Source organism: Cupriavidus sp. PET2-C1 (genome assembly GCF_054515855.1).
In genome coordinates, this window is record NZ_CM137259.1 from 2,807,555 (window position 1) to 2,828,052 (window position 20,498).

Sequence of the window (20,498 nt, forward strand, 5' to 3'; positions counted from 1 at the left end):
CTAGGCGGAGACCGATGCCGTCAACAGGTCCGCCGCCGCCTCGATACGCTGCGGCGCGCCGAACAGCCGCGCGACCACCAGCCCGCTTTGCAGCGCGCCGAACACGGCTTGCGCCAGCGCCTGCGGCGGGATCGGCAAGGCCTTGTGCTGCACGGCCTGTGCGGTTTCCAGCAGGCGCGTAAGCCAGGTCTCGTGCAGGCGGTAGAAATCCTTGAGGATGCGATGCACCGCATCCGGCAGGAACACGGCATCCGCGGACAGCATGCCCACCAGGCAGATGGCGTCGCCGCCCGCGGTGGCCAGCCAGGGCGCGAGGTAAGCGCGAGCCTGCTCGTCCACCGGCAGGCTGGTGTCGATGCCGCGCACTCGTTCCGAGTTGCGGGCGCTGTACTCCGTCACCGCCGCCTGCACCAGGTCCTCCTTGGAGGGAAAGTGGTAATGGATGCTGGAGGTCTTGACCCCTACCCGCTCGGCCAGGTCCCGGTAACTGAATCCATTGAACCCACGCTGCCGCACCAGCACCAGGGTGTGCTCCAGCAGTTGATCGCGTACGGACGGAGTCGTCATGGCATGCATCCACCTTTCGGCGGACCCTCGAGGTGCCGGCAATGGCAAAGAGCCGGTGTTACCGGCTCTTTGCATGCATCACCGCATTCATTGGATTACCGATTGATTCACAGTGTGTTCAGGCATCACACGTAGCTCAGGCGTTGGCGCCTTGCGTGAACACATCGAACTTGCCGGTACGTGCACCGTCGGTATAGGCATCCACGCTACGGGCCGGGGTGGCAGACACGCCAGCGCGATCCAGGCCGGCGACCGTACGTGCGCCATCGGTGTACGGGTCGAACTTGCCTGTGCGGGCACCATCGGTGAAGGCATCCACGCTGCGAGCCGGGCTGGCCGACACGCCGCTACGATCCAGGCCGGCGACGATACGTGCGCCATCGGTGTACGGGTCGAACTTGCCGGCACGGGCGCCGTCGGTGAACTGGTCAACGGTACGCGACGGCGAGGCCGACACACCCGCGCGGTCCAGGCCGGCCACGATGCGGGCGCCGTCCGTGTACGGGTCGGCCTTGCCAACGCGTGCGCCTTCGGTGAACGGGTCGAACTTGCCGCTGCGGGCACCGTCGGTGAAGGCGTCGGGCGTGGTGGCGCGGAACACGTAGCCGTACTTGTCACCGGCGAAGGTGCTGTCCTTCGGGCCCGAAGCCTGAGCGGTGCCGGCAACGAAAGCGGCGGCAAGGGCGGCGGCGGTGATCAGGGTCTTGGCGAAGAGGTTCGAGGTCATGATGTTCTCCATTGGCATTTGAGGACCCGCGCTTGGGCGGAATCGAATCGGTACGCTTTGGAACCCTTCGCTTCTTCTGTTTGTTATCTACTAGTAGATAGATAAACTGGCCAAAAAAAACGGGGATTCCCCGGGTGATGCGCTGGATCCTCTTTCCTGCTTCAGCTTTTCTTGCTGGGGCGGAGCAGCGGCTTCCATGTCGTGAATATTATCTACTGGTAGATAGATAGTCAAGGGGTTTTTCGAGAGCCCGCGCTATGTCGATAGCGCATCACAAACCCCAGAAGAAAAAACGGTGGCACAAGGCCACCGTCCGCTATGCCATCGAGGATGGCGCTTACCGCACCTTCCCTTCCTTCCATGCCTGCAACAACTTGTCATAGGCGATGGTCTCGCCCTTCGGCTTCTCGTTGGCCAGCTTTTTCCATGGCGCGTGGTCGTCGGACAGCCACTTGGCGGGATCGCTCTTGGGATTGAGCTTGGGCGCGCAGTTCGTCATGCCGGCACGTTGCAGCCGCCCCATCACCTGGTCCATTTCGTCGGCCAGGTTGTCCATCGCGGATTGCGGCGTCTTCTCGCCGGTCACCGCGGTCGCCACGTTCTTCCACCACAGCTGGGCCAGCTTGGGGTAGTCGGGCACGTTGGTACCGGTGGGCGTCCACGCCACCCGCGCCGGGCTGCGATAGAACTCGATCAGGCCGCCGTACTGGGCCGCGTTCTTGGTAAGGTATTCGTGATGGATGTCGCTGTCGCGGATAAAGGTCAGGCCGGTAAGCGACTTCTTCAGCGATACCGTCTTGGACGTCACGAACTGCGCGTACAGCCAGGCCGCCGCGAGGCGGTTGGGATCGGTGTTCTTGAAGAAGGTCCAGGAACCCACGTCCTGGTAGCCGTTCTGCATGCCCTGCTTCCAGTACGGGCCATAAGGCGACGGCGCCATGCGCCATTTCGGCGTGCCGTCCGCATTGACCACCGGCAGCCCCTTCTTGGTCATGTCGGCGGTGAACGCCGTGTACCAGAAGATCTGCTGCGCCACCTGCCCTTGCGCCGGCACCGGGCCGGCTTCGGAGAAGGTCATGCCCATGGCTTGCGGCGGCGCGTACTTCTTCATCCAGTCGATGTACTTGGTGAGCGCATAGACCGCGGCCGGGCTGTTGGTGGCGCCGCCGCGCGAGACCGATGCGCCTTCCGGCGTGCATTTGTCAGCGCCAACACGGATGCCCCATTCGTCCACCGGCATGCCGTTCGGCAAGCCCTTGTCGGCCGACCCGGCCATCGACAGCCAGGCGTCGGTAAAGCGCCAGCCGAGCGACGGATCCTTCTTGCCGTAGTCCATGTGGCCGTAGACCTTCTTGCCGTCGAGTTCCTTGACGTCGTTGGAGAAGAAGCTGGCGATGTCCTCGTAGGCCGACCAGTTGGTGGGCACGCCCAGGTCATAGCCGTACTTCGCTTTGAACTTCTCCTGCAGGTCCTTGCGCGCGAACCAGTCGGCGCGGAACCAGTACAGGTTGGCGAACTGCTGGTCGGGCAGCTGGTAGAGCTTGCCATCCGGCGCGGTGGTGAACTTGGTGCCGATGAAATCCTTCACGTCCAGCCCGGGATTGGTCCACTCCTTGCCGGCGCCAGCCATGTAGTCGGTCAACGGCAGGATGGCGCCATAGCGATAGTGCGTGCCGATCAGGTCGGAGTCGGAAATCCAGCCGTCATAGATCGACTTGCCGGACTGCATCGAGGTCTGCAGCTTCTCCACCACATCGCCTTCCTGGATGATGTCGTGCTTGACCTGGATGCCGGTGATTTCCTCGAAGGCCTTGGCCAGCGTCTTGGATTCGTACTCGTGGGTCGTGATGGTCTCCGAGACCACGCTGATCTGCGTCACGCCTTTCGCCTTGAGCTTGGCGGCAGCGTCCATGAACCACTTCATTTCAGCGAGCTGCTTGTCCTTGGCGAGCGACGACGGCTGGAACTCGCTGTCGATCCACTTCTTGGCCTCGGCCTCGCCAGCCCAAGCGGCGTGGCCGCAGGCGAGCGCCGCTGCGCAGGCCAGCGCCGTCATGCCCAATTTCACGTGCACCTTCATTGACGTCTCCTCGAAAATCCCCCTCCCTGCTCTTTGTCTGGGTCGCGGTCCGGGGAAGGTGCAGGCCGCTATGCCCATTGACGAAAAATCCGTCGCTTTATTCTTGTCGGCTCAGGTGCGCGATCCGCATGCGGCTCAGCCCTTGCGCATCACCAGGCCCAGCGCAAGCATCGAAAGCACCAGGCTGATCCAGATCGAAGGCTCTTCCGCCAGCGAAAACCACGCCATCATCTTCTCACCCAGGCCCACCCACGCCAGGTTGATCCAGGCCGCGCACATCAGGCCGATGAACAGGCGGTCGCCGCGGGTGGTGGCGATGGGCAGGAAGCCCTTGCGCTCCATGGTGGGAGCGCGCGTCTCCCACATCGTCATGCCAACCAGCATCACCGCGATGCTGATGAAGAACACGGCCACCGGTGTGGTCCATACCATCCAGTTGAACATGGCACCCTCTCCTTACACGCGGCCCATCGCGAAGCCTTTCGCGATGTAGTGCCGCACAAACCAGATCACGATGCCGCCCGGCACGATGGTGAGCACACCGGCCGCGGCCAGCACGCCCCAGTCCATGCCGGAGGCCGACACCGTGCGCGTCATGGTGGCAACGATCGGCTTGGCGTTGACCGAGGTCAGCGTGCGCGCCAGCAACAGCTCCACCCAGCTGAACATGAAGCAGAAGAAAGCGGCCACGCCCACGCCGGCCTTGATCAGCGGCAGGAAGATGGTGATGAAGAAGCGCGGGAACGAATAGCCATCCACATAGGCCGTCTCGTCGATTTCACGCGGCACGCCCGACATGAAGCCCTCCAGGATCCACACCGCCAGCGGCACGTTGAACACCAGGTGCGCCAGCGCCACGCCCAGGTGCGTGTCCATCAGGCCGATGGTGGTGTAGAGCTGGAAGAACGGCAGCAGGAACACCGCCGGCGGCGTCATGCGGTTGGTCAGCAGCCAGAAGAAGACGTGCTTGTCGCCGATGAACCGGTAGCGCGAGAAGGCATAGGCCGCGGGCAGCGCCACGGTGATCGAGATCACCGTGTTCATCGCCACGTAGATCATCGAGTTGATGTAGCCCGAGTACCAGGACGGATCGGTGAAGATGGTCTTGTAGTGCTCCAGCGTGAAATCGTTGGGCCACAGCGACAGCGTGGAAACGATCTCCTCGTTGGACTTGAACGACATGTTCAGCATCCAGTAGATCGGCAGGATGGCAAAGACCAGGTACACCACCAGGAAGACTGCGCGCCAGTAAGTGGCGCTTTGCTTGGCTTCACGCATTGGGCATGTCCTCGCTGCCGGCGGTGCCCGCGCGCTGCATCCAGTTGTAGAGGATGAAACACGTGAGCAGGATGATCAGGAAGTAGATGATCGAGAATGCCGCGGCCGGACCCAGGTCGAACTGGCCCACGGCTTTCTGCGTGAGGTATTGCGACAGGAACGTGGTCGCATTGCCAGGCCCGCCGCCGGTCAGCACGAAGGGCTCGGTGTAGATCATGAAGCTATCCATGAAGCGCAGCAGCACCGCGATCATCAGCACGCCGCGCAGCTTGGGCAGCTGGATGTAGCGGAACACCGCCAGGCGCGAGGCGCCGTCGATCTGCGCGGCCTGGTAGTACGCGTCGGGAATCGCGCGCAAGCCGGCGTAGCACAGCAGCGCCACCAGCGGCGTCCAGTGCCACACGTCCATCACCAGCACCGTGAACCACGCGTCCACCGCGCTGCCGGTGTAGTTATAGGCAAAGCCCATGCCGGCAAGCGCCGCACCCAGCAAGCCGATGTCGGTGCGCCCGAAGATCTGCCAGATCGTGCCCACAACGTTCCATGGAATCAGCAGCGACAGCGCGATCACCACCAGCACCGCCGACGCCTTGACGCCCTTGGCCGGCATCGACAGCGCCAGCAGGATGCCCAGCGGGATCTCCACCGCCAGCACGGCCAGCGAAAAGCCGAGCTGGCGCAGCAGCGCGTCGTGCAGCTCGCCGTCGCGCAGTACGGTGCGGAACCATTCGGTACCGACGAACACGCGCCGCTCGGGCGAGATGATGTCCTGCACGGAGTAATTGACGATGGTCATCAGCGGCAGGATGGCGGAGAACGCCACGCACAGGACCACCGGGATGACCAGCAGCCAGGCCTTCTGGTTGACGGGCTTCAGCGTGCTCATGCCACCAGCTCCTCGTTGACGTAGTAACAGGTATGACGATTGAACACGGACAGCCACACGGTCTCGCCCGCCCGCAGCGCCGCGCCCTCGTGGCCAAGCCGGCCGCGCACGGTGGCAGCGTGGCCGCCGGCATCCTGCACGGTGGCGGTGACCAGCCAGTAGGTGCCAATGTCCTGCGCGCGCTCCACGCGCGCGGGCACGGCCTGCGGATCGGTGCTCGCGGCCAGGCGCAGGTACTCGGGGCGCACGCCGACCTTGAAGCTGCCGGCCGCCTGCAAAGCCGTGGCGACGGTGGGCGCGAACTCCGGCATATAGCGCCGCCCGGCGATTTCGATAGCGCCGTCGCGCCATGCCCCTGCCAGGAAGTTCATGCCCGGCGAGCCGATGAAGTTGCCAACGAAGGTATGCTCCGGGCGCTCGAACAGCGCATCGGCCGGCCCCACCTGCACCGCCCTGCCGCGCGACATCACCACCACCTGGTCGGCGAAGGTAAGCGCCTCGGTCTGGTCATGCGTGACGTAGATCAACGTCAGCCGGAACTCGTGGTGAATCTCCTTGAGCTTGCGGCGCAGCTGCCATTTCAGGTGCGGATCGATCACGGTCAGCGGCTCGTCGAACAGGATGGCCGATACGTCCTGGCGCACCAGGCCACGCCCGAGCGAGATCTTCTGCTTGGCGTCGGCCGCCAGGCCGCTGGCGCGCCGGTCCAGCGATGCGGACAGGTCCAGCATCTCGGCCACGCGGCCCACGCGCTCCTTCACCTGGGCCGCGGGCACGCCGCGGTTGCGCAGCGGGAAGGCCAGGTTTTCGCCCACCGTCATGGTGTCGTAGATCACCGGAAACTGGAACACCTGGGCGATGTTGCGCGCCTGCGGCGTGGCTGCGGTCACGTCGCGGCCATCGAAGGAGACGGTGCCGTGCGATGGCCGCTGCAAGCCGGAAATGCAATTGAGCAAGGTGGTCTTGCCGCAGCCGGAGGGCCCAAGCAAGGCGTAGGCGCCGCCGTCATTGAACGTGAACTTCAGCGGCAGCAGCGCGTAGTCCTCATCCGCTTGCGGATCGGGACGGTATGAATGAGACAGGTCGAGGTCGATGCGTGTCATCTCAGGCTCCCAGCTCGGCCGTGGCGGGGGCAACCTTCAACTGCCGGCTGGGCGCATGGATGCGCATGCCATCAGCGTCGAACAGGTAGAGCTGCGCGGGATCCAGGTGCAGCGTGAGCGGCGCGCCCAGTTCCAGGTCGACCACCCCCGGAAACTGCGCCACCAGGTTGCCGACCGGGGAATCCATGTGCACGAAGGTGTCGGACCCGGACAGCTCGGCCAGCGCCACCCGGCCCGCCACCGGCACCGAGCCGGGCACGGCGTCCAGGCGCAGCGCACCGGCCCGCACCCCGACCGTTACCGTACCGCCTTGTTGCACGGCCCCGGGCAAGGGGACCACGACGCCGCCTGGCAGCGTGACCGCGCCGGCCAGCAGGTTGCCGGCCATCAGGTTCATGGGGGGATCGCTGAAAGCACGCGCCACGCGCAGCGAGGCGGGATAGTGAAAGACCTCTGGCGTGGGGCCGTACTGCAACAGCTCGCCGGCATCCAGCACCGCGGTATAGCCGCCCAGCAACAGCGCCTCGGCCGGCTCCGTGGTGGCATAGATCACGGTGGCATTGCCATGCGCGAAGAGCTGGGTCAGTTCCTCGCGCAGCTCTTCGCGCAGCTTGTAGTCCAGGTTGACGAGGGGCTCGTCGAGCAGCATCAGCGGCGCGCCTTTGGCCAGCGCGCGCGCCAGCGCCACGCGTTGCTGCTGCCCGCCCGAGAGCTCGGCGGGAAAGCGCTCGAGCAAGTGCTCGATATGCAGGCGGGTGGCCAGCGCCCTCACCTGTCCATCGATATCCTTGGAACGCCGCAGCTTGAGCGGCGAAGCAATATTGTCGAAGACGGTCATCGACGGGTAGTTGATGAACTGCTGGTAGACCATCGAGACGTTGCGCTCGCGCACCGGCATGCCGGTCACGTCGATGCCGTCCACCTCCACACGGCCGGCACTGGGCCGGTCCAGCCCCGCCATGACCCGCATCAGCGAGGTCTTGCCGGCCTGGGTGGCACCCAGCAGGATGGTCACCGCGCCCGGCACGGGCGTCAGCGACATGGGATATAGATACGCCTGCGAACCTGCTTGCTGGGCGATGCCTTCCAATCTGAGCTGCATCGAGTCTCCGATTCCGAATGCTACATACATCACATATACCGCAATGATGCAAACGCACAAATCCTTGCTTCCCGCTCGTTTTAGAGCAAAAACGAAAATAAAACAATCATGCACTGCATCATTTGTTTTCGTTTGTGTTTGAACTAGAATGCCGGCATGACGCTAAATCCACGCCAGACCGCCCTGCTGGAAGAGGTTCGCAGCCAGGGCTTCGCTTCCATCGACGAACTTGCCCGCAAGTTCGGGGTGACCCTGCAGACCGTGCGCCGGGACGTCAACCTGCTGGCTGAAGGCGGCATGCTGGCGCGCTTTCACGGCGGCGTGCGGGTAGAGGGCTCCACGGTGGAGAACATTGCCTATCGGCAGCGCCAGGTGCTCAATGCCGAGGGCAAGGCCCGCATTGCGCGCGCGGTGGCCAGCGCCGTGCCCGAGGGCTGCTCGCTGATCCTGAATATCGGCACCACGGTCGAGGAAATCGCGCGCGAACTCATGCACCACCGCGGCCTGCGCGTGATCACCAACAACCTGAACGTGGCGAGCATCCTGGCCGACAACCCCGATTGCGAAGTGATCGTCGCCGGCGGCGTGCTGCGCTCGCGCGACCGCGGCATCGTGGGCGAGGCCACGGTGGAGTTCATCAGCCAGTTCAAGGTGGATATCGGCTTGATCGGCATCTCGGGCATCGAGGCCGACGGCACGCTGCGCGATTACGATTTTCGCGAAGTGAAGGTAGCGCGGACCATCATCGAGCATTCGCGCGAAGTCTGGCTGGCGGCGGATGCCAGCAAGTTCAACCGGCAGGCCATGGTGGAACTGGCGCACGTCTCGGAGATCGACCGGCTCTTCACCGATGAGCCGTTAATGCCGCCATTCGAGAGCATGCTGGAAGAAAGCGGAGTGCGCTGTGTGGTCGCGCAGGCCTGAGAGCGGCCAGCCGCGGCGCCGGCTTCCCTGCGGGCGAGGCGGTGCCGGCGCGGCTGGCGCCGGGCACCTGGTGAAGGACTTGCTTAGGGGCTTGCTTAGGGGCTTGCTTAGGGGCTTGCCTGGGGACTTGCCTGAGGCCTTACTTGAAGACGACGGTCTTGTGGCCGTTGAGCAGGATGCGGTGCTCGGCATGCCATTTGACGGCACGCGCCAGCGCCACGCATTCCACGTCACGCCCCACCGCGGTAAGCTGCTCGGGATCCATGCTGTGGTCCACGCGCTCGATTTCCTGCTCGATGATCGGGCCTTCGTCCAGCGCCGCGGTCACGTAGTGGGCGGTCGCGCCGATCAGCTTCACGCCACGGTCGTGCGCCTGATAGTAAGGCTTGGCGCCCTTGAAGCTGGGCAGGAACGAGTGATGGATATTGATGGCGCGGCCGGCCAGCTTGCGGCACAGGTCGTCGGACAGCACCTGCATGTAGCGCGCCAGCACCACCAGGTCGATGTTCTGCTCGCGCACGATCTCGAACACCTTGTTCTCTTGCGCGGCCTTCTGCTCAGCCGAGGCGTTCATCATCGGCAGGTGGAAGAACGGGATATCGTACGACGCGGCAAGCTGGTAGAAATCACGGTGGTTCGACACGATGGCGGCGATCTCCACCGGCAGGCCGCTGGCCTTGGCGCGGAACAGCAGATCATTCAGGCAATGGCCGATCTTCGACACCATGATCATCACGCGCGGCTTGACGCTGGCATCGAACAGGTCCCACTGCATGGCGAACTGATCGCCGATCGGCGCGAACGCGGTCTTCAGCGTGGCCAGGTCCGGGCCGCCGGCGGCCGGCGTGAAATGCACCCGCATGAAGAAGCGGCCGGTGAACTCATCGCCGTACTGGTCGGAATCGACGATGTTGCAACCGTGCTGGAACAGCAGGCCCGAGACGGCATGGACGATGCCCGGCTGGTCCGGGCAGGAAATGGTGAGAATGAATCCGGTATTGCTCATCGTGTGTGGTTTTGTCTAGTGCGCGCCGATCAAGGGCGGGGGATGCCGGGGGCGCTCCAGCCGCGGCGATTGAGCGCATCCAGCGTCACCAGGGTCGCGTCGACCGTCATGGCGCCATCCGCCATGATAGCAAGCAATGCCTCCGGCTCGATACGGCGGTGCTCGGCCACCTCCCCGTCGCGGTTATGCGGCACGAAATCCGGCGGCAGCAACAGGTCGTACACGTACACGGCCTCCCACTGCACGCCCTCGGGGATTTCACGCAGCACTTCGATCACGCCGTGCGCCTCGGCGCGCTGCGCCAGCACGGGCGCAATGCCCGACTCCTCGTCGCACTCGCGCACCAGCGTGGCAAGCGGATCACTGCCGTGCGGCATGCCGCCTGCCACCAGGTTGTCCCACATGCCGGGGTCGACCGCCTTGGCGGCGCTGCGCCGTGAAATCCACAGCGCGCGCTCGCCGGCAATGACGCCATTCATGTGCGAGGCAAAGGTCAGCAGCCCCAGAAAGCGCGCGGCTGCGCGCTCGATCACCGCGAAGGCCGGCGCCGCGAGTTCCGGCGTGACGGCGAACAGCTCGTCGCGCCAGCCGCGCACATGGCCCGCATCCGCCAGCCAGTGCGCCAGCACCTTCAGCGCCGCGCTGCGCGTGCCAGCATCGCCGCAATCCGGCAGCAACGCCACGCTGCCATCCCGCGGCTCGCCCAGCACGGCCGGCACCGTATCCTGCGCGCGCAGGATAAGCGCATGCGCGCGCGGCAGCCAGCCCACCTGGCGCCCTGCCACGGTCAGCCGCCAATGCGCGTCGGCATCGAAACGGCTGCGCGCCGCCAGCGAGGCGGCAACGCGGGACACGACGGGGTTCTGGCTAGCGCAATCGGGCAAGGTATCGGACATGAAGGATCCCGGCGGCCGGCAAGGCACGCCTGCAATGGCTAATGTAGTGGTAGAAGCAGTCAATCCAGGACAAGACGCATGAAGCAAACCCAGCCTTCGGGCCTGCCGCAATTCGTGCTGGCGCTCGACCAGGGCACCAGCAGCTCGCGCGCGATCCTGTTCGATCACGCCGGCAACGTGGCGCGGGTCGCGCAGCGCGAATTCCGCCAATATTACCCGCACCCCGGCCACGTCGAGCACGATCCCTACGAGATCTGGCAGTCGCAGCTGGCGGTGGCGCATGAGGTGCTGAACGACGCCGGCGTCGCGGCCAGCCAGGTGAGCGCCATCGGCATCACCAACCAGCGCGAGACCACCGTGCTGTGGGACCGCCAGACCGGCGAGCCCATCGGCCGCGCGCTGGTCTGGCAGGATCGCCGCACCGCGCCGATGTGCGAGGCACTGCAGGCCGACGGCCACGGCGAGCTGTTCCGCGACAAGACCGGCCTGATCATCGACGCCTACTTCTCCGGCACCAAGCTGCGCTGGATGCTCGACAACACCGAGGGCGCCCGCGAGCGCGCGGCGCGTGGCGAGCTGGCGTTCGGCACAGTCGACAGCTGGCTGATCTGGCAACTGACGGACGGCAAGCGCCATGTCACCGATGTCTCCAACGCGTCGCGCACGATGCTGTTCAACATCCATACCTTCCAGTGGGATGATGACCTGCTCGACCTGCTGGACATCCCGCGCAGCCTGTTGCCCGAAGTGGCGCCCTCCAGCGGCGAGGTGGCGCGCACAGCGTTGCGGCTGTTTGGCGCGGAGATCCCCATTGCCGGCATCGCCGGCGACCAGCAGGCCGCCACCTACGGCCAGGCCTGCCTGTCCCCGGGCATGGCCAAGAATACCTACGGCACGGGCTGCTTCCTGCTGATGAACACGGGATCGCAGCCGGTCACTTCGCAAAATCGCCTGCTCACCACCATCGGCTGGCAGCTGGGCGGCACCACGCCGCCCGCCAGCCGCACGCAATATTGCCTGGAAGGCGGCGTGTTCATGGGCGGTGCCACCATCCAGTGGCTGCGCGATGGGCTGCAGATCATCAACAGCGCGCCCGAGGTGGAGCCGCTGGCGCGCCAGTGCGACGACACCGCAGGCGTGGTGCTGGTGCCAGCCTTTGCCGGCCTGGGCGCGCCGCACTGGGATCCGTTCGCGCGCGGCACGCTGGTCGGCCTGACCCGCGGCACCGGACGCGCGCACATTGCCCGCGCCGCGCTGGAGTCGATCGCGCTGCAGAGCGTGGATGTGCTGGACGCCATGCAGAAGGATGCCGGCATCTCGCTGGCCGAGCTGCGTGTCGACGGCGGCGCGTCGCGCAGCGACCTGCTGATGCAGATGCAGGCCGACCTGCTTGGCACGGCCGTGGTTCGCCCGCGCGTGACCGAGACCACCGCGCTTGGCGCCGCCTACCTGGCGGGACTGGCCACCGGCTACTGGAGCGGCGAGGACGAGATCGCCAGCCAGTGGCAGGTGGAGCATCGCTTCGAGCCCAACCTTAGCGCCGACGCGCGCGCGTACCGGCTCTGGCGGTGGCATCGCGCGGTAGAGCGCGCACGCGACTGGGCGCGCGAAGACGGCGCGCCACCGCACTCGGCAAATTGAGCGCGGGCTGAGCGCAGCGCACGAGCCACACAAGACAAGTACAAAAGTACAGAAGTACATACAAGCAACACCGCGACACGCATTCGCACCAAACAAGGAATCATGCAGACATTGCACCCCCCCATCCTGCCGCCCGACCGCGCCACCTTGCTCGCCACCCTCGAGCGCGAGCCGAAGTGGGATGTCATCGTCATCGGCGGCGGCGCCACCGGCCTGGGCACGGCGGTGGACGCCGCCTCGCGCGGCTACCGCACGCTGCTGGTGGAAGCCGCCGACTTCGCCAAGGGCACCTCCAGCAAGGCCACCAAGCTGGTTCACGGCGGCGTGCGCTACCTCGCGCAGGGCAATATCAGCCTGGTGCGCGAGGCGCTGCATGAGCGTGGCCTGCTGGCCCGCAACGCGCCGCACCTGGTGTGGCCGCTCGGCTTCGTGGTGCCGGCCTACCAGTTGTTCGACCAGCCCTTCTACGGCATCGGCCTGAAGCTATATGACATGCTGGCGGGCGGCCTCAACCTGTCCGGCAGCCGCTGGCTCAACCACCGCGAAACCCTGGCGGCGGCGCCGACCCTGGCCGAGCACGTGGGCGGGCGGCCGCTGCGCGGCGGCAACCTGTATTTCGACGGGCAGTTCGACGACGCCCGCCTGGCCATCGCGCTGATGCGCACGCTGTTCGACGTAGGCGGCACGGCCATCAACTACCTGCGCGTGAGCGGGCTGTCGCAGCGCAACGGGGTGATCGACGGCGTCACCGTGAAGGACGTGCTGGGCGACGCCAGCTTCGACCTGAAAGCGTCCTGCGTGATCAACGCCACCGGCGTGTGGGTCGATGCCGTGCGCCAGATGGAAGACGGCCGCGCGCGCAGCATGGTGGCCCCCAGCCAGGGCGTGCACCTGACCTTGCCGCGCAGCTTCCTGCCCGGCGACCGTGCCATCCTGATCCCCAAGACCGATGACGGCCGTGTGCTCTTCGTCGTGCCCTGGAACGGCCACACCATCATCGGCACCACCGATACGCCGCGCAAGGACCTGCCGCTGGAGCCCCGCGCGGGCACCGACGATGTCGATTTCATCCTGGAGACCGCCACGCGCTACCTGTCGCGCGCGCCAACCCGCGCCGACGTGACCAGCGTCTGGGCCGGCCTGCGCCCGCTGGTCAAGGCCACCGGCGAAGCCTCCACCGCCTCGCTGTCGCGCGAGCACACCATCCTGGTGTCCAAGGCCGGCCTGATCACCGTCACCGGCGGCAAGTGGACCACCTACCGCAAGATGGCCGAGGACGTGGTGGGCACGGCCATCCAGCGCCAGATGCTGCCGGCCGCGCCCTGCGTGACAGCGGATCTGCCGCTGCACGGCGCGCAAGGCTTGCCCGCGAACCTGCCCGCGCCTGGCAGCGGCTCGCCGGACCGTTACTACGGCAACGAGGTCGGCATGCTGCACACGCTGCCCGGCAACGACGAAATGCTGGTGCCCGGCGCCGGGCTGACCGCCGCCCATGTGCGCTTTGCCGCGCGTTTCGAACTGGCTCGGCGGGTCGAGGACGTGCTGGCACGGCGCAATCGCGCGCTGTTCCTGGAGGCTGGCGCCGCCAGCGCGGCAGCGCCCCGGGTGGCCGCGATCCTGGCCGAGGAGCATGGCCACGACGCCGCGTGGCAGGCCGCCGAGGTGGAGAGCTTCCGGGCACTGGCCAGCGGCTATATGCTGTCCTGAGGAACGACACAGCCGGGCCTGTCTCATCTCAGCGTCCAGCCGCCAGGCTAGCTAGCAAGGAAACCACAGCGCGCCGCCGGCCTACGCCAACTGCCACGCGGTCAAGTAGGCCGCAAGCAGGTCATCGCCAGAACATTTTGGTGCTTGTGCCCTGGCCGAGCGATAATGCGGGTTATCGAATCAGGGAGAACACCATGGACGAGATTGATGATCTGTCCGATCTGCCGATGCCCCGCTTTATCTGGGGCTTCGCGATCTTTACGCCCAAGGGCGGCGAGGTCATGCATGACGAATTTGAATATCTGACCCACACCCGCGCGCCCCGCTTCACCTGCCGGGTGGTGGAGCTGGAAGACATGCCGGTCGACAGCGAGGAAAGCGGCATCGACGGGCGCATCGTGCATTACGAGGAGCCCGGCCGCCTGTTCTACATCTCCGACGCCGGCATCGCGCTGGTGAACTTTGAGCTGTTCGACAAAGTGCCGGAAAAGCAGAAGCTCAAGAAGATCTGCGATGAAGCCATCGAAAACTGGATGCTTCGCCGCGACTTCCTCGACTCGGAAGAAGGCGAAGAGGACTGAGCGCCCTTTGCACCACCCCGAGGCGATGACGGCCAGCACAGGCCGTGGTCCCTGGAGCGGTCCCCGCGGCCGCTCCGTTCCTTCGCCCAGGCGTGCCTCGCCGGGCACTAAGCCCCTGCCCTCGCTGACACGGGAACGGCATCCGGGTGACAAGTCCGCAAGTCCGCAAAAGCAAAACGCCCGCTGAAACCCAGCGGGCGTTTTGCTTGCTTCTGTTTGCTACGGTCCTGCATGCCACTGCGTTCGCGTGGACAAAAAAGCACAAATCAGTGCTTCATGGCCACCCGGCCCGGCGCGCTGCAATCAGGCTGCCGCGTCTTCCTGCGGCAGGCCGCGTTCCAGCGCTTCTTTCAGCAGGCCGCTCATGCCACCGGCATGTGCCGGTGCCAGTGCCTGCAGGCGCTTCACCAGTTCGGCATCCAGCTTGCACGCAAACGGCACCAGGCCTTGTTCCTGGTCGAGCCGGCGCTGTTCGCGGCGATCGACCTTGGCCGGGCCGGTATCACGGCCGGCACGGACTGCGGCGGACAGCTTCAGGCTGTTTGCGAGCTTCAACGCTTTGTTCTTTTCGAGGTCGGTCTTTTTCACGGCTTGTTCCGCTAGAGTCTGTCTGGGGCGGTATTGTACGCAGGTCGGCGGGAGAGCCCGCCATTCCGACGTGCACATGACGCGATGCATGCCTGGCCGGCACTGCATGGCGTCACCGCGCCAGTCCCCTACCGCGCCTCCCTCACCTCGATCAAATCCGCCGCCACCCGCTCGATCTCCGCATAGACGGGAAACGCCTCGTCGGGGCCGGTGCATCCGACACCGGTCGCGCTGGCTTCGTCCGCGCCCAGCGGATGAAAAACAAAGGCCATGCCTGGCTTCCACCTCGGGTCGTTCTTGAGGCTTTCATTGAGGATGGCCAGGTACTGGCTGCGAGTGAACACGTGTTTTGCCATCTTCACCTCCGATGATTTGTCGGGATCGTAATTTGTCGGGATCGTAGCATGGCGCGCGGCCCGATCCGGGTGAGCCTCGATACACGCGCGCCACGCTGCATGCCATGATCGCACTGCTTTTGCCGCAATCGAGCCCTTCCCGATGCCACATCGGTGCCACACCGATGCTGCATCGATAAGACATTGCCAAGACAACGATAAGACAAAGGATGAGACAAATGATACGTAGCACTTTGCCGGCGCTGGCGGTCGCACTGCTGGCCGCCTGCGCGGCCCCGGCCAACACGCAAGATACCGCGCCGCTCACGACCGGCTTCTCCGCCACGCAACTGGACAGCATGAGCGCACGCGTGCGTGCCGATGTCGCGCAAGGGCGCATTCCGGGCGCCGTGTACCTGGTGGCCCGCAACGGCAGCATCGTCAACACGCAGACCATTGGCTGGCAGGACGCGGCGGGTAAGGTGCCGATGCGCCCGGACTCGATATTCCGCATCTACTCGATGAGCAAGCCGATCGTCTCGGTGGCAGTCATGATGATGGTCGAGGACGGCCGCATCCAGCTGGCCGACCCGGTGTCGAAGTACCTGCCCGAGCTCAAGGACCTGCGCGTTGGCGTGGAGAAGACCGACGCTGCCGGCAAGCCCGTGCTCGAACTGGTGCCCGCCCAGCGCGAAATGACCGTGCAGGACCTGCTGCGCCACACTTCTGGCCTGACCTACGGCGTGTTCGGCAAGTCGCTTGTCAAGGAAGAATACAAGCGGCTTGACGTGGATGCCACCGAGCAAAGCAATACCGAGTTCATCGCGCGTCTCGCCAAGGTGCCGCTGCAGTTCCAGCCCGGCACCACTTGGGAATACAGCCGCTCCACCGATGTCCTGGGCGCCCTGCTCGAGCGCGTGTCGGGCCAGACCCTGGCCACGCATCTGCAGCAGCGGATCTTTACGCCGTTGCGGATGAAGGACACCGGTTTCTGGGTTCCGCCGGCGCAACAAGGCCGCATTGCGGAGCCCTTTGCCGTCGATCCCGACAGCAAGGTGCCGGTCGGGCTGATCGACGTACGCCGCGCCCCGAAGCTTGAATCGGGCGGCGGCGGCCTGGTGTCGACCGCGGCCGACTACTTCCGCTTTGCCCAGATGCTGCTCAATGGCGGCGAGATTGACGGGGTGCGCCTGCTATCGCCCAAGACGGTCGCCTACATGACGGCCGACCACCTTGGCATCATCGGTCCCCGCTCCCTGGCGCGCGGCGCGGCCTACCTGCCGGGACCGGGCTATGGCTTTGGCCTGGGCTTCGGCACACGCACGGGCACCGGTGAATCGGCCACGCCGGGATCGGTCGGGGACTACTACTGGGGCGGGGTCGGGGGCACCTACTTCTGGGTCGACCCGAAGGAGAAGACCGTGGCAATCTGGATGATGCAGGCGCCGGGGCAGCGCGAGTATTACCGCGCGTGGTTCCGGAACACGGTGTACAGCGCCATGACACCGTGATGCCGTGACGCCATAACGCCATAACGCCATGATGAAGCGCCGCGGTGGCCGCCCGCCGCCGCCGCGGCTGCCGTGGCTGCCGCACCTGACCGCACCCCATGGCGCCCTACAGTACCCTACAGCGCAGCAACTGACTCGCCCGGCACCAGGCCGTTGATGATGTCCTCGCCGAACTTCACGGCGCCGCGGCGGGCGGTGCCGATATTGTCCCAGGGCGCGGCGCTAAGGCGAAACACGCGCGAGCGCTCGGTTCCCGGCTCATGCCCCTCGCGGCAGATCACCACCGACGCGTTGAAGCTGCGATCCGGCCGGCGCTCGGGCCAGGTACGTTCCGCCTGGTGACGATAGATCAGCGGGTAGAGATCGAAGCCTTTGTAGCGGGTGAAAGGTCCAGTGTCCAACTTGCGCTCCCCTGTCGATGATGGATGGGTGGATGCGGCCAGCGCCGCGCCTCCACGGATTCGCCCCGCCCTGTTGCCAGGCGGTGGCGGGAATGCTTTCAGGCAAATTCAGGCCGCGTATTTCAGGCCGCGTCAGTCTGCCGGCTGTATCGACCAACCCGGCCCCTTGCCGTTCTTGTCGCTCTCATGGCGCCAGCGGCAGCCGCAATCGGCACAGGTGTAAGTGGCAAAGGTGATCGCGGGCTGGCCACGCGGCTTGATGCGCTGCGTATCCGTCAGAAGCAGCCGGGGATGCCCCGTGCCACCGGTCGAGCCGGGCCGTATCTGCGCACAGGCCTCGCACATGCTCATCATCGCTCCCGCGCCTTGCGCATGCGGTCAGCAAGCGGGCCGCTGCGCGCCGGCAGTGTCAACGCTGCGCTTTCCCATGGCGCGCGTAGCGGCTACTTGTCCGCCGCCATCGCCTTGAGCTGCGCGTCGCCAGCCACGCGCGCCGCGTCCGAGGTGGTGAAGGTATCGTCCGAAACAATGGTGCGTTTGATCATCTGCGCAGCGAAGTCGACCAGCGTGATCACCCACACATAGCGCCCGGCCTGCGGCGCTGTCTGGACAATTGCCTGAAGATGCGGCGTGGAATCCTTAGCCATGATGCTCCTCCGGAGAGTCGGATCGGGCCACTGTAGCACGAGTTGCGCATGAGGCTGCCGCAGCGCCGGCATGCCGCGCTTGTCAGACCACCTGCAGTTCGCGCAGCGTTTCCAGATCGGCCGGCGTCAGGCCAAGCTCGGCGTAGAACGCCGCGTTGTGCTCGCCCACCGCGGGGCCGCTGCGGGGCGCCGGTGGCGCATGGCCGGAAAACCTCGGCACCATGCAGGGCGCGGGAATCGAGCCGAGATCGGGGTCGGGCAAACGGACGACCGCGCCGCGCGCCTGGAAATGCGGATCCTCCAGGATATCGACAATGGTGAAGATCTTGCTGAACGGGATCTCATGCGCGCCCAGCGCCCGCGCCACGGCTTCGTAGTCATGCGCGGCAAACCAGGTCTTGACGATGGCGTCGAGCGCATCGAGATGGCACACGCGCGCCGGGTTGCTGGCATAGCGCGGATCGTCGGCCATGGCAGGTTCGCCGATGGCATGGCAGAGCCGGCGGAAGATCGGGTCCGATGACGCGACGAGCGAAACCCACTGTCTGTCCGCGGTAGCGTACATATTCGATGGCGCGGTGTAAGTGGCGCGATTGCCCGCGCGCTGGCGCACCTGCCCCAGTTGCTCGTACTCCACGGCCAGTGGCTCCAGCAAGCGCAACAGTGCCTCGGTGGCCGACAGGTCGATCTCGCGGGCGCGCGCCTCGTTGCCATGCATGTGCGCGCGCCGGCTGTCGGCCACGGCGGCCGCAATCGAGAACGCGCCGAACAGGCCGGCCACCATGTCGCCCATCGGATAGTTCATGTGCATGGGTGAGCCCGACGGATCGCCCGCCAGGTTGGTGAACCCGCTCATCGCCTCAAACACGCGCGCAAAGCCGGCTCGCCCCGCATGCGGCCCGGTCTGGCCAAAACCGGTCAGGCGCAGGATCGTCAGGCGCGGATTGGCCGCGCGCAAGGTCTCGGCGTCGAGGCCCCAGCGGTCCAGCGTGCCAGTGCGGAAATTCTCTACCAGCACATCGAACCGCGGCAGCATCTTGAGGAACAGCGCGCGTCCTTCCGGCTTGCGCACATCCAGCGTGATGCCGCGCTTGCCGCGATTGGTGACCTTCCAGTACAGCGGCAGATCGCCCTTCACCGGCGCGAGCCCGCGCAACGGATCGGTGCCATCGGGCAACTCGAGCTTGACGACGTCCGCGCCCATGTCCGCGCACAGCGTGCTGGCAAATGGCGCGGCGACTACCGTGGCCATGTCGAGGATGCGCACGCCGGCGAGCGGGCCGTTCTGCTGCGCGGCGCGCGCGTCTTGATCTATGTGGTTCATGCGGGTGCCCAGGTGATGTGCTGGCGTGATGGAAATAGGCTCAGGGCAGCGTGCTTAGAGGCTGTTTCAAAATGAAGCGAAGCGGTTCTGGCTAGGCGCGCGGCCGCAGACAGTACAAGTGGTGCGGCCAAGGCCGCGCAACGACGCCAGCATCTTTTGGAAATGGCCTCTTAGTCGAGCGTGGTGCCGGTCGACTTCACCAGCGCGGCCCACCACGCCGTATCGCTGCGGATCAGTGCGGCGAACTGCTCGGGCGTGTTGCCTACCGGCTCCGCGCCGAGGTCCACCAGGCGCTTGCGAATCTGCGGCTTGCCCAGGATCTTCACGGTCGCATCATGCAGCTTGGCAATGATCGGGCGCGGCGTGCCAGCCGGCGCCATCAGCCCCTTCCACGCGGTCACCACATAGCCCCGGAGCCCGGCCTCCTCGACCGTCGGCACATCGGGCAAGGCGCTGGCGCGCTTGTCGCTGGCCACCGCCAGGGCACGAAGGCGGCCCGATTGCACAAACGGCAGCAACGCCGGCATGTTGTCGATCATCAGCGTGATATGCCCCGCGATCAGGTCGGCCACCGCCGGGCCGCTGCCTTTGTACGGCACGTGCTGCAGCTTGATGCCGGCGGACTGGTTCAGCAATTCGCCCGCGAGTTGCGCCGTGGTGCCGTTACCCGGCGAACCAAAGCTGAGCTGCCCGGGCTTGCTCTTGGCATAGGCGATGAACTCCTTGAGGTTGTGCGCCGGCACCGACGGGTTGACCGCCATCAGGTTGTGCTCGCGCGCCAGCATCGTGACCGGTGCGAGGTCTCGCAGGGGGTCATAGGACATGCGCGCGTAAAGGCTGGGGTTGATCACCGTGGGACCGGCCGCGGCCAGCAGCAGCGTGTAGCCATCGGGCGCAGCCTTGGCCACCGCATCGCCGCCGATATTGCCGCCAGCGCCAGCCTTGTTCTCGACAACCACGGTCTGGCCGAGTTCTTCCTTCAATTGCTCGGCCAGCAAGCGCGCCAGCGTGTCGGTGGACCCGCCCGGCGGGAACGGCACGACCAGGCGGATCACCTTGGCGGGATAGCTTGCCTCGGCCAGCGCCGGTTGCACAAGCCCAAGCAGGGTCAGCAGGACGGAGCCCGCGGTAAGCCAGGTTTTCAACATGGTGTCTCCTTGACGCAATGACGCCGCCTGGCAAGTTGGCCGGCGG

At 65.8% G+C, this 20,498-nt stretch carries 22 protein-coding genes; 5 read left to right on the plus strand and 17 right to left on the minus strand.

The annotated features are described in order from the left end of the window. From ACX12D_RS12675 to ACX12D_RS12710, 8 genes are all read right to left on the minus strand, one after another. Positions 1 to 567, minus strand: coding sequence for a TetR/AcrR family transcriptional regulator (locus tag ACX12D_RS12675; RefSeq protein ID WP_441637005.1), 567 nt, complete (start codon positions 565 to 567; stop codon positions 1 to 3). A gap of 136 nt (positions 568 to 703) precedes the next feature. Beyond that, positions 704 to 1,294 (minus strand): copper resistance protein CopQ, encoded by a 591-nt coding sequence (locus ACX12D_RS12680; protein WP_459371385.1) that lies wholly within the window; start codon positions 1,292 to 1,294, stop codon positions 704 to 706. A 337-nt stretch (positions 1,295 to 1,631) separates the two neighbouring features. Then, entirely contained in the window at positions 1,632 to 3,362 is a 1,731-nt protein-coding gene (locus tag ACX12D_RS12685) for an ABC transporter substrate-binding protein (protein ID WP_459374013.1), read from the minus strand. A 147-nt stretch (positions 3,363 to 3,509) separates the two neighbouring features. After that, complete coding sequence (locus ACX12D_RS12690; protein ID WP_459371386.1) at positions 3,510 to 3,818, minus strand: DUF2160 domain-containing protein; 309 nt, start codon at positions 3,816 to 3,818, stop codon at positions 3,510 to 3,512. Between the two features lie 12 nt (positions 3,819 to 3,830). Continuing rightward, complete coding sequence (locus ACX12D_RS12695) at positions 3,831 to 4,652, minus strand: carbohydrate ABC transporter permease (RefSeq protein ID WP_006163533.1); 822 nt, start codon at positions 4,650 to 4,652, stop codon at positions 3,831 to 3,833. Next, positions 4,645 to 5,538, minus strand: a complete 894-nt coding sequence (locus ACX12D_RS12700) for a carbohydrate ABC transporter permease (protein ID WP_459371387.1) — start codon at positions 5,536 to 5,538, stop codon at positions 4,645 to 4,647. The genes ACX12D_RS12695 and ACX12D_RS12700 overlap by 8 nt, the downstream gene beginning before the upstream one ends. Beyond that, a complete protein-coding gene (locus tag ACX12D_RS12705) occupies positions 5,535 to 6,641 on the minus strand; it encodes an ABC transporter ATP-binding protein (RefSeq protein ID WP_459371388.1) in 1,107 nt (368 codons plus the stop codon). Before ACX12D_RS12705 ends, ACX12D_RS12700 begins: the two co-directional genes overlap by 4 nt. 1 nt (position 6,642) lies before the next feature. Then, positions 6,643 to 7,743: an ABC transporter ATP-binding protein gene (locus ACX12D_RS12710; RefSeq protein WP_459371389.1), complete on the minus strand. Its 1,101-nt coding sequence runs from the start codon at positions 7,741 to 7,743 to the stop codon at positions 6,643 to 6,645. A gap of 156 nt (positions 7,744 to 7,899) precedes the next feature. Between ACX12D_RS12710 and ACX12D_RS12715 the strand changes: the two genes are divergently transcribed. Continuing rightward, complete coding sequence (locus tag ACX12D_RS12715; protein ID WP_441640393.1) at positions 7,900 to 8,667, plus strand: DeoR/GlpR family DNA-binding transcription regulator; 768 nt, start codon at positions 7,900 to 7,902, stop codon at positions 8,665 to 8,667. 139 nt (positions 8,668 to 8,806) lie between these two features. Here ACX12D_RS12715 and purU read toward each other — a convergent pair whose 3' ends face one another. Further along, positions 8,807 to 9,673, minus strand: coding sequence for a formyltetrahydrofolate deformylase (gene purU / locus ACX12D_RS12720; RefSeq protein ID WP_043347737.1), 867 nt, complete (start codon positions 9,671 to 9,673; stop codon positions 8,807 to 8,809). Positions 9,674 to 9,702: 29 nt separating this feature from the next. After that, on the minus strand, positions 9,703 to 10,569 hold the full coding sequence (locus tag ACX12D_RS12725) for an NUDIX hydrolase (protein ID WP_459371391.1): 867 nt from the start codon (positions 10,567 to 10,569) through the stop codon (positions 9,703 to 9,705). A 78-nt stretch (positions 10,570 to 10,647) separates the two neighbouring features. On the opposite strand from ACX12D_RS12725, the gene glpK reads away from it, so the two are divergent. The 3 genes from glpK (at position 10,648) to ACX12D_RS12740 (ending at position 14,498) form a co-directional block, all read left to right on the plus strand. Then, complete coding sequence (gene glpK / locus ACX12D_RS12730; RefSeq protein WP_459371392.1) at positions 10,648 to 12,210, plus strand: glycerol kinase GlpK; 1,563 nt, start codon at positions 10,648 to 10,650, stop codon at positions 12,208 to 12,210. Positions 12,211 to 12,312: 102 nt separating this feature from the next. Beyond that, positions 12,313 to 13,917 (plus strand): glycerol-3-phosphate dehydrogenase/oxidase, encoded by a 1,605-nt coding sequence (locus ACX12D_RS12735; RefSeq protein WP_441640390.1) that lies wholly within the window; start codon positions 12,313 to 12,315, stop codon positions 13,915 to 13,917. A 194-nt stretch (positions 13,918 to 14,111) separates the two neighbouring features. Further along, entirely contained in the window at positions 14,112 to 14,498 is a 387-nt protein-coding gene (locus tag ACX12D_RS12740) for a hypothetical protein (RefSeq protein ID WP_441640389.1), read from the plus strand. 303 nt (positions 14,499 to 14,801) lie between these two features. Here ACX12D_RS12740 and ACX12D_RS12745 read toward each other — a convergent pair whose 3' ends face one another. Together ACX12D_RS12745 and ACX12D_RS12750 are read right to left on the minus strand one after the other, a co-directional pair. Further along, on the minus strand, positions 14,802 to 15,086 hold the full coding sequence (locus ACX12D_RS12745) for a hypothetical protein (protein ID WP_043347749.1): 285 nt from the start codon (positions 15,084 to 15,086) through the stop codon (positions 14,802 to 14,804). Between the two features lie 128 nt (positions 15,087 to 15,214). Continuing rightward, positions 15,215 to 15,442, minus strand: a complete 228-nt coding sequence (locus ACX12D_RS12750; protein WP_441640388.1) for a hypothetical protein — start codon at positions 15,440 to 15,442, stop codon at positions 15,215 to 15,217. A gap of 218 nt (positions 15,443 to 15,660) precedes the next feature. On the opposite strand from ACX12D_RS12750, the gene ACX12D_RS12755 reads away from it, so the two are divergent. After that, positions 15,661 to 16,932, plus strand: coding sequence for a serine hydrolase domain-containing protein (locus ACX12D_RS12755; protein WP_459371393.1), 1,272 nt, complete (start codon positions 15,661 to 15,663; stop codon positions 16,930 to 16,932). Between the two features lie 116 nt (positions 16,933 to 17,048). Here the strand turns inward: ACX12D_RS12755 and ACX12D_RS12760 are convergent, their stop codons facing one another. The 5 genes from ACX12D_RS12760 to ACX12D_RS12780 all read right to left on the minus strand — a co-directional run bounded on the left by ACX12D_RS12760 (position 17,049) and on the right by ACX12D_RS12780 (position 20,452). Beyond that, positions 17,049 to 17,333 carry a hypothetical protein gene (locus tag ACX12D_RS12760; protein ID WP_043347757.1) on the minus strand — a complete coding sequence of 95 codons (285 nt, stop codon included), beginning with the start codon at positions 17,331 to 17,333 and terminating at the stop codon, positions 17,049 to 17,051. A gap of 132 nt (positions 17,334 to 17,465) precedes the next feature. Next, positions 17,466 to 17,687 carry a hypothetical protein gene (locus ACX12D_RS12765; RefSeq protein ID WP_253927639.1) on the minus strand — a complete coding sequence of 74 codons (222 nt, stop codon included), beginning with the start codon at positions 17,685 to 17,687 and terminating at the stop codon, positions 17,466 to 17,468. A gap of 89 nt (positions 17,688 to 17,776) precedes the next feature. Next, the gene (locus ACX12D_RS12770; protein WP_459371394.1) at positions 17,777 to 17,980 is read right to left on the minus strand and encodes a hypothetical protein; all 204 of its coding nucleotides are present in this window, start codon (positions 17,978 to 17,980) and stop codon (positions 17,777 to 17,779) included. A gap of 82 nt (positions 17,981 to 18,062) precedes the next feature. Continuing rightward, complete coding sequence (locus tag ACX12D_RS12775; RefSeq protein ID WP_459371395.1) at positions 18,063 to 19,304, minus strand: CaiB/BaiF CoA transferase family protein; 1,242 nt, start codon at positions 19,302 to 19,304, stop codon at positions 18,063 to 18,065. Between the two features lie 170 nt (positions 19,305 to 19,474). Continuing rightward, entirely contained in the window at positions 19,475 to 20,452 is a 978-nt protein-coding gene (locus tag ACX12D_RS12780) for a Bug family tripartite tricarboxylate transporter substrate binding protein (RefSeq protein ID WP_459371396.1), read from the minus strand. Positions 20,453 to 20,498 lie beyond the last annotated feature (46 nt).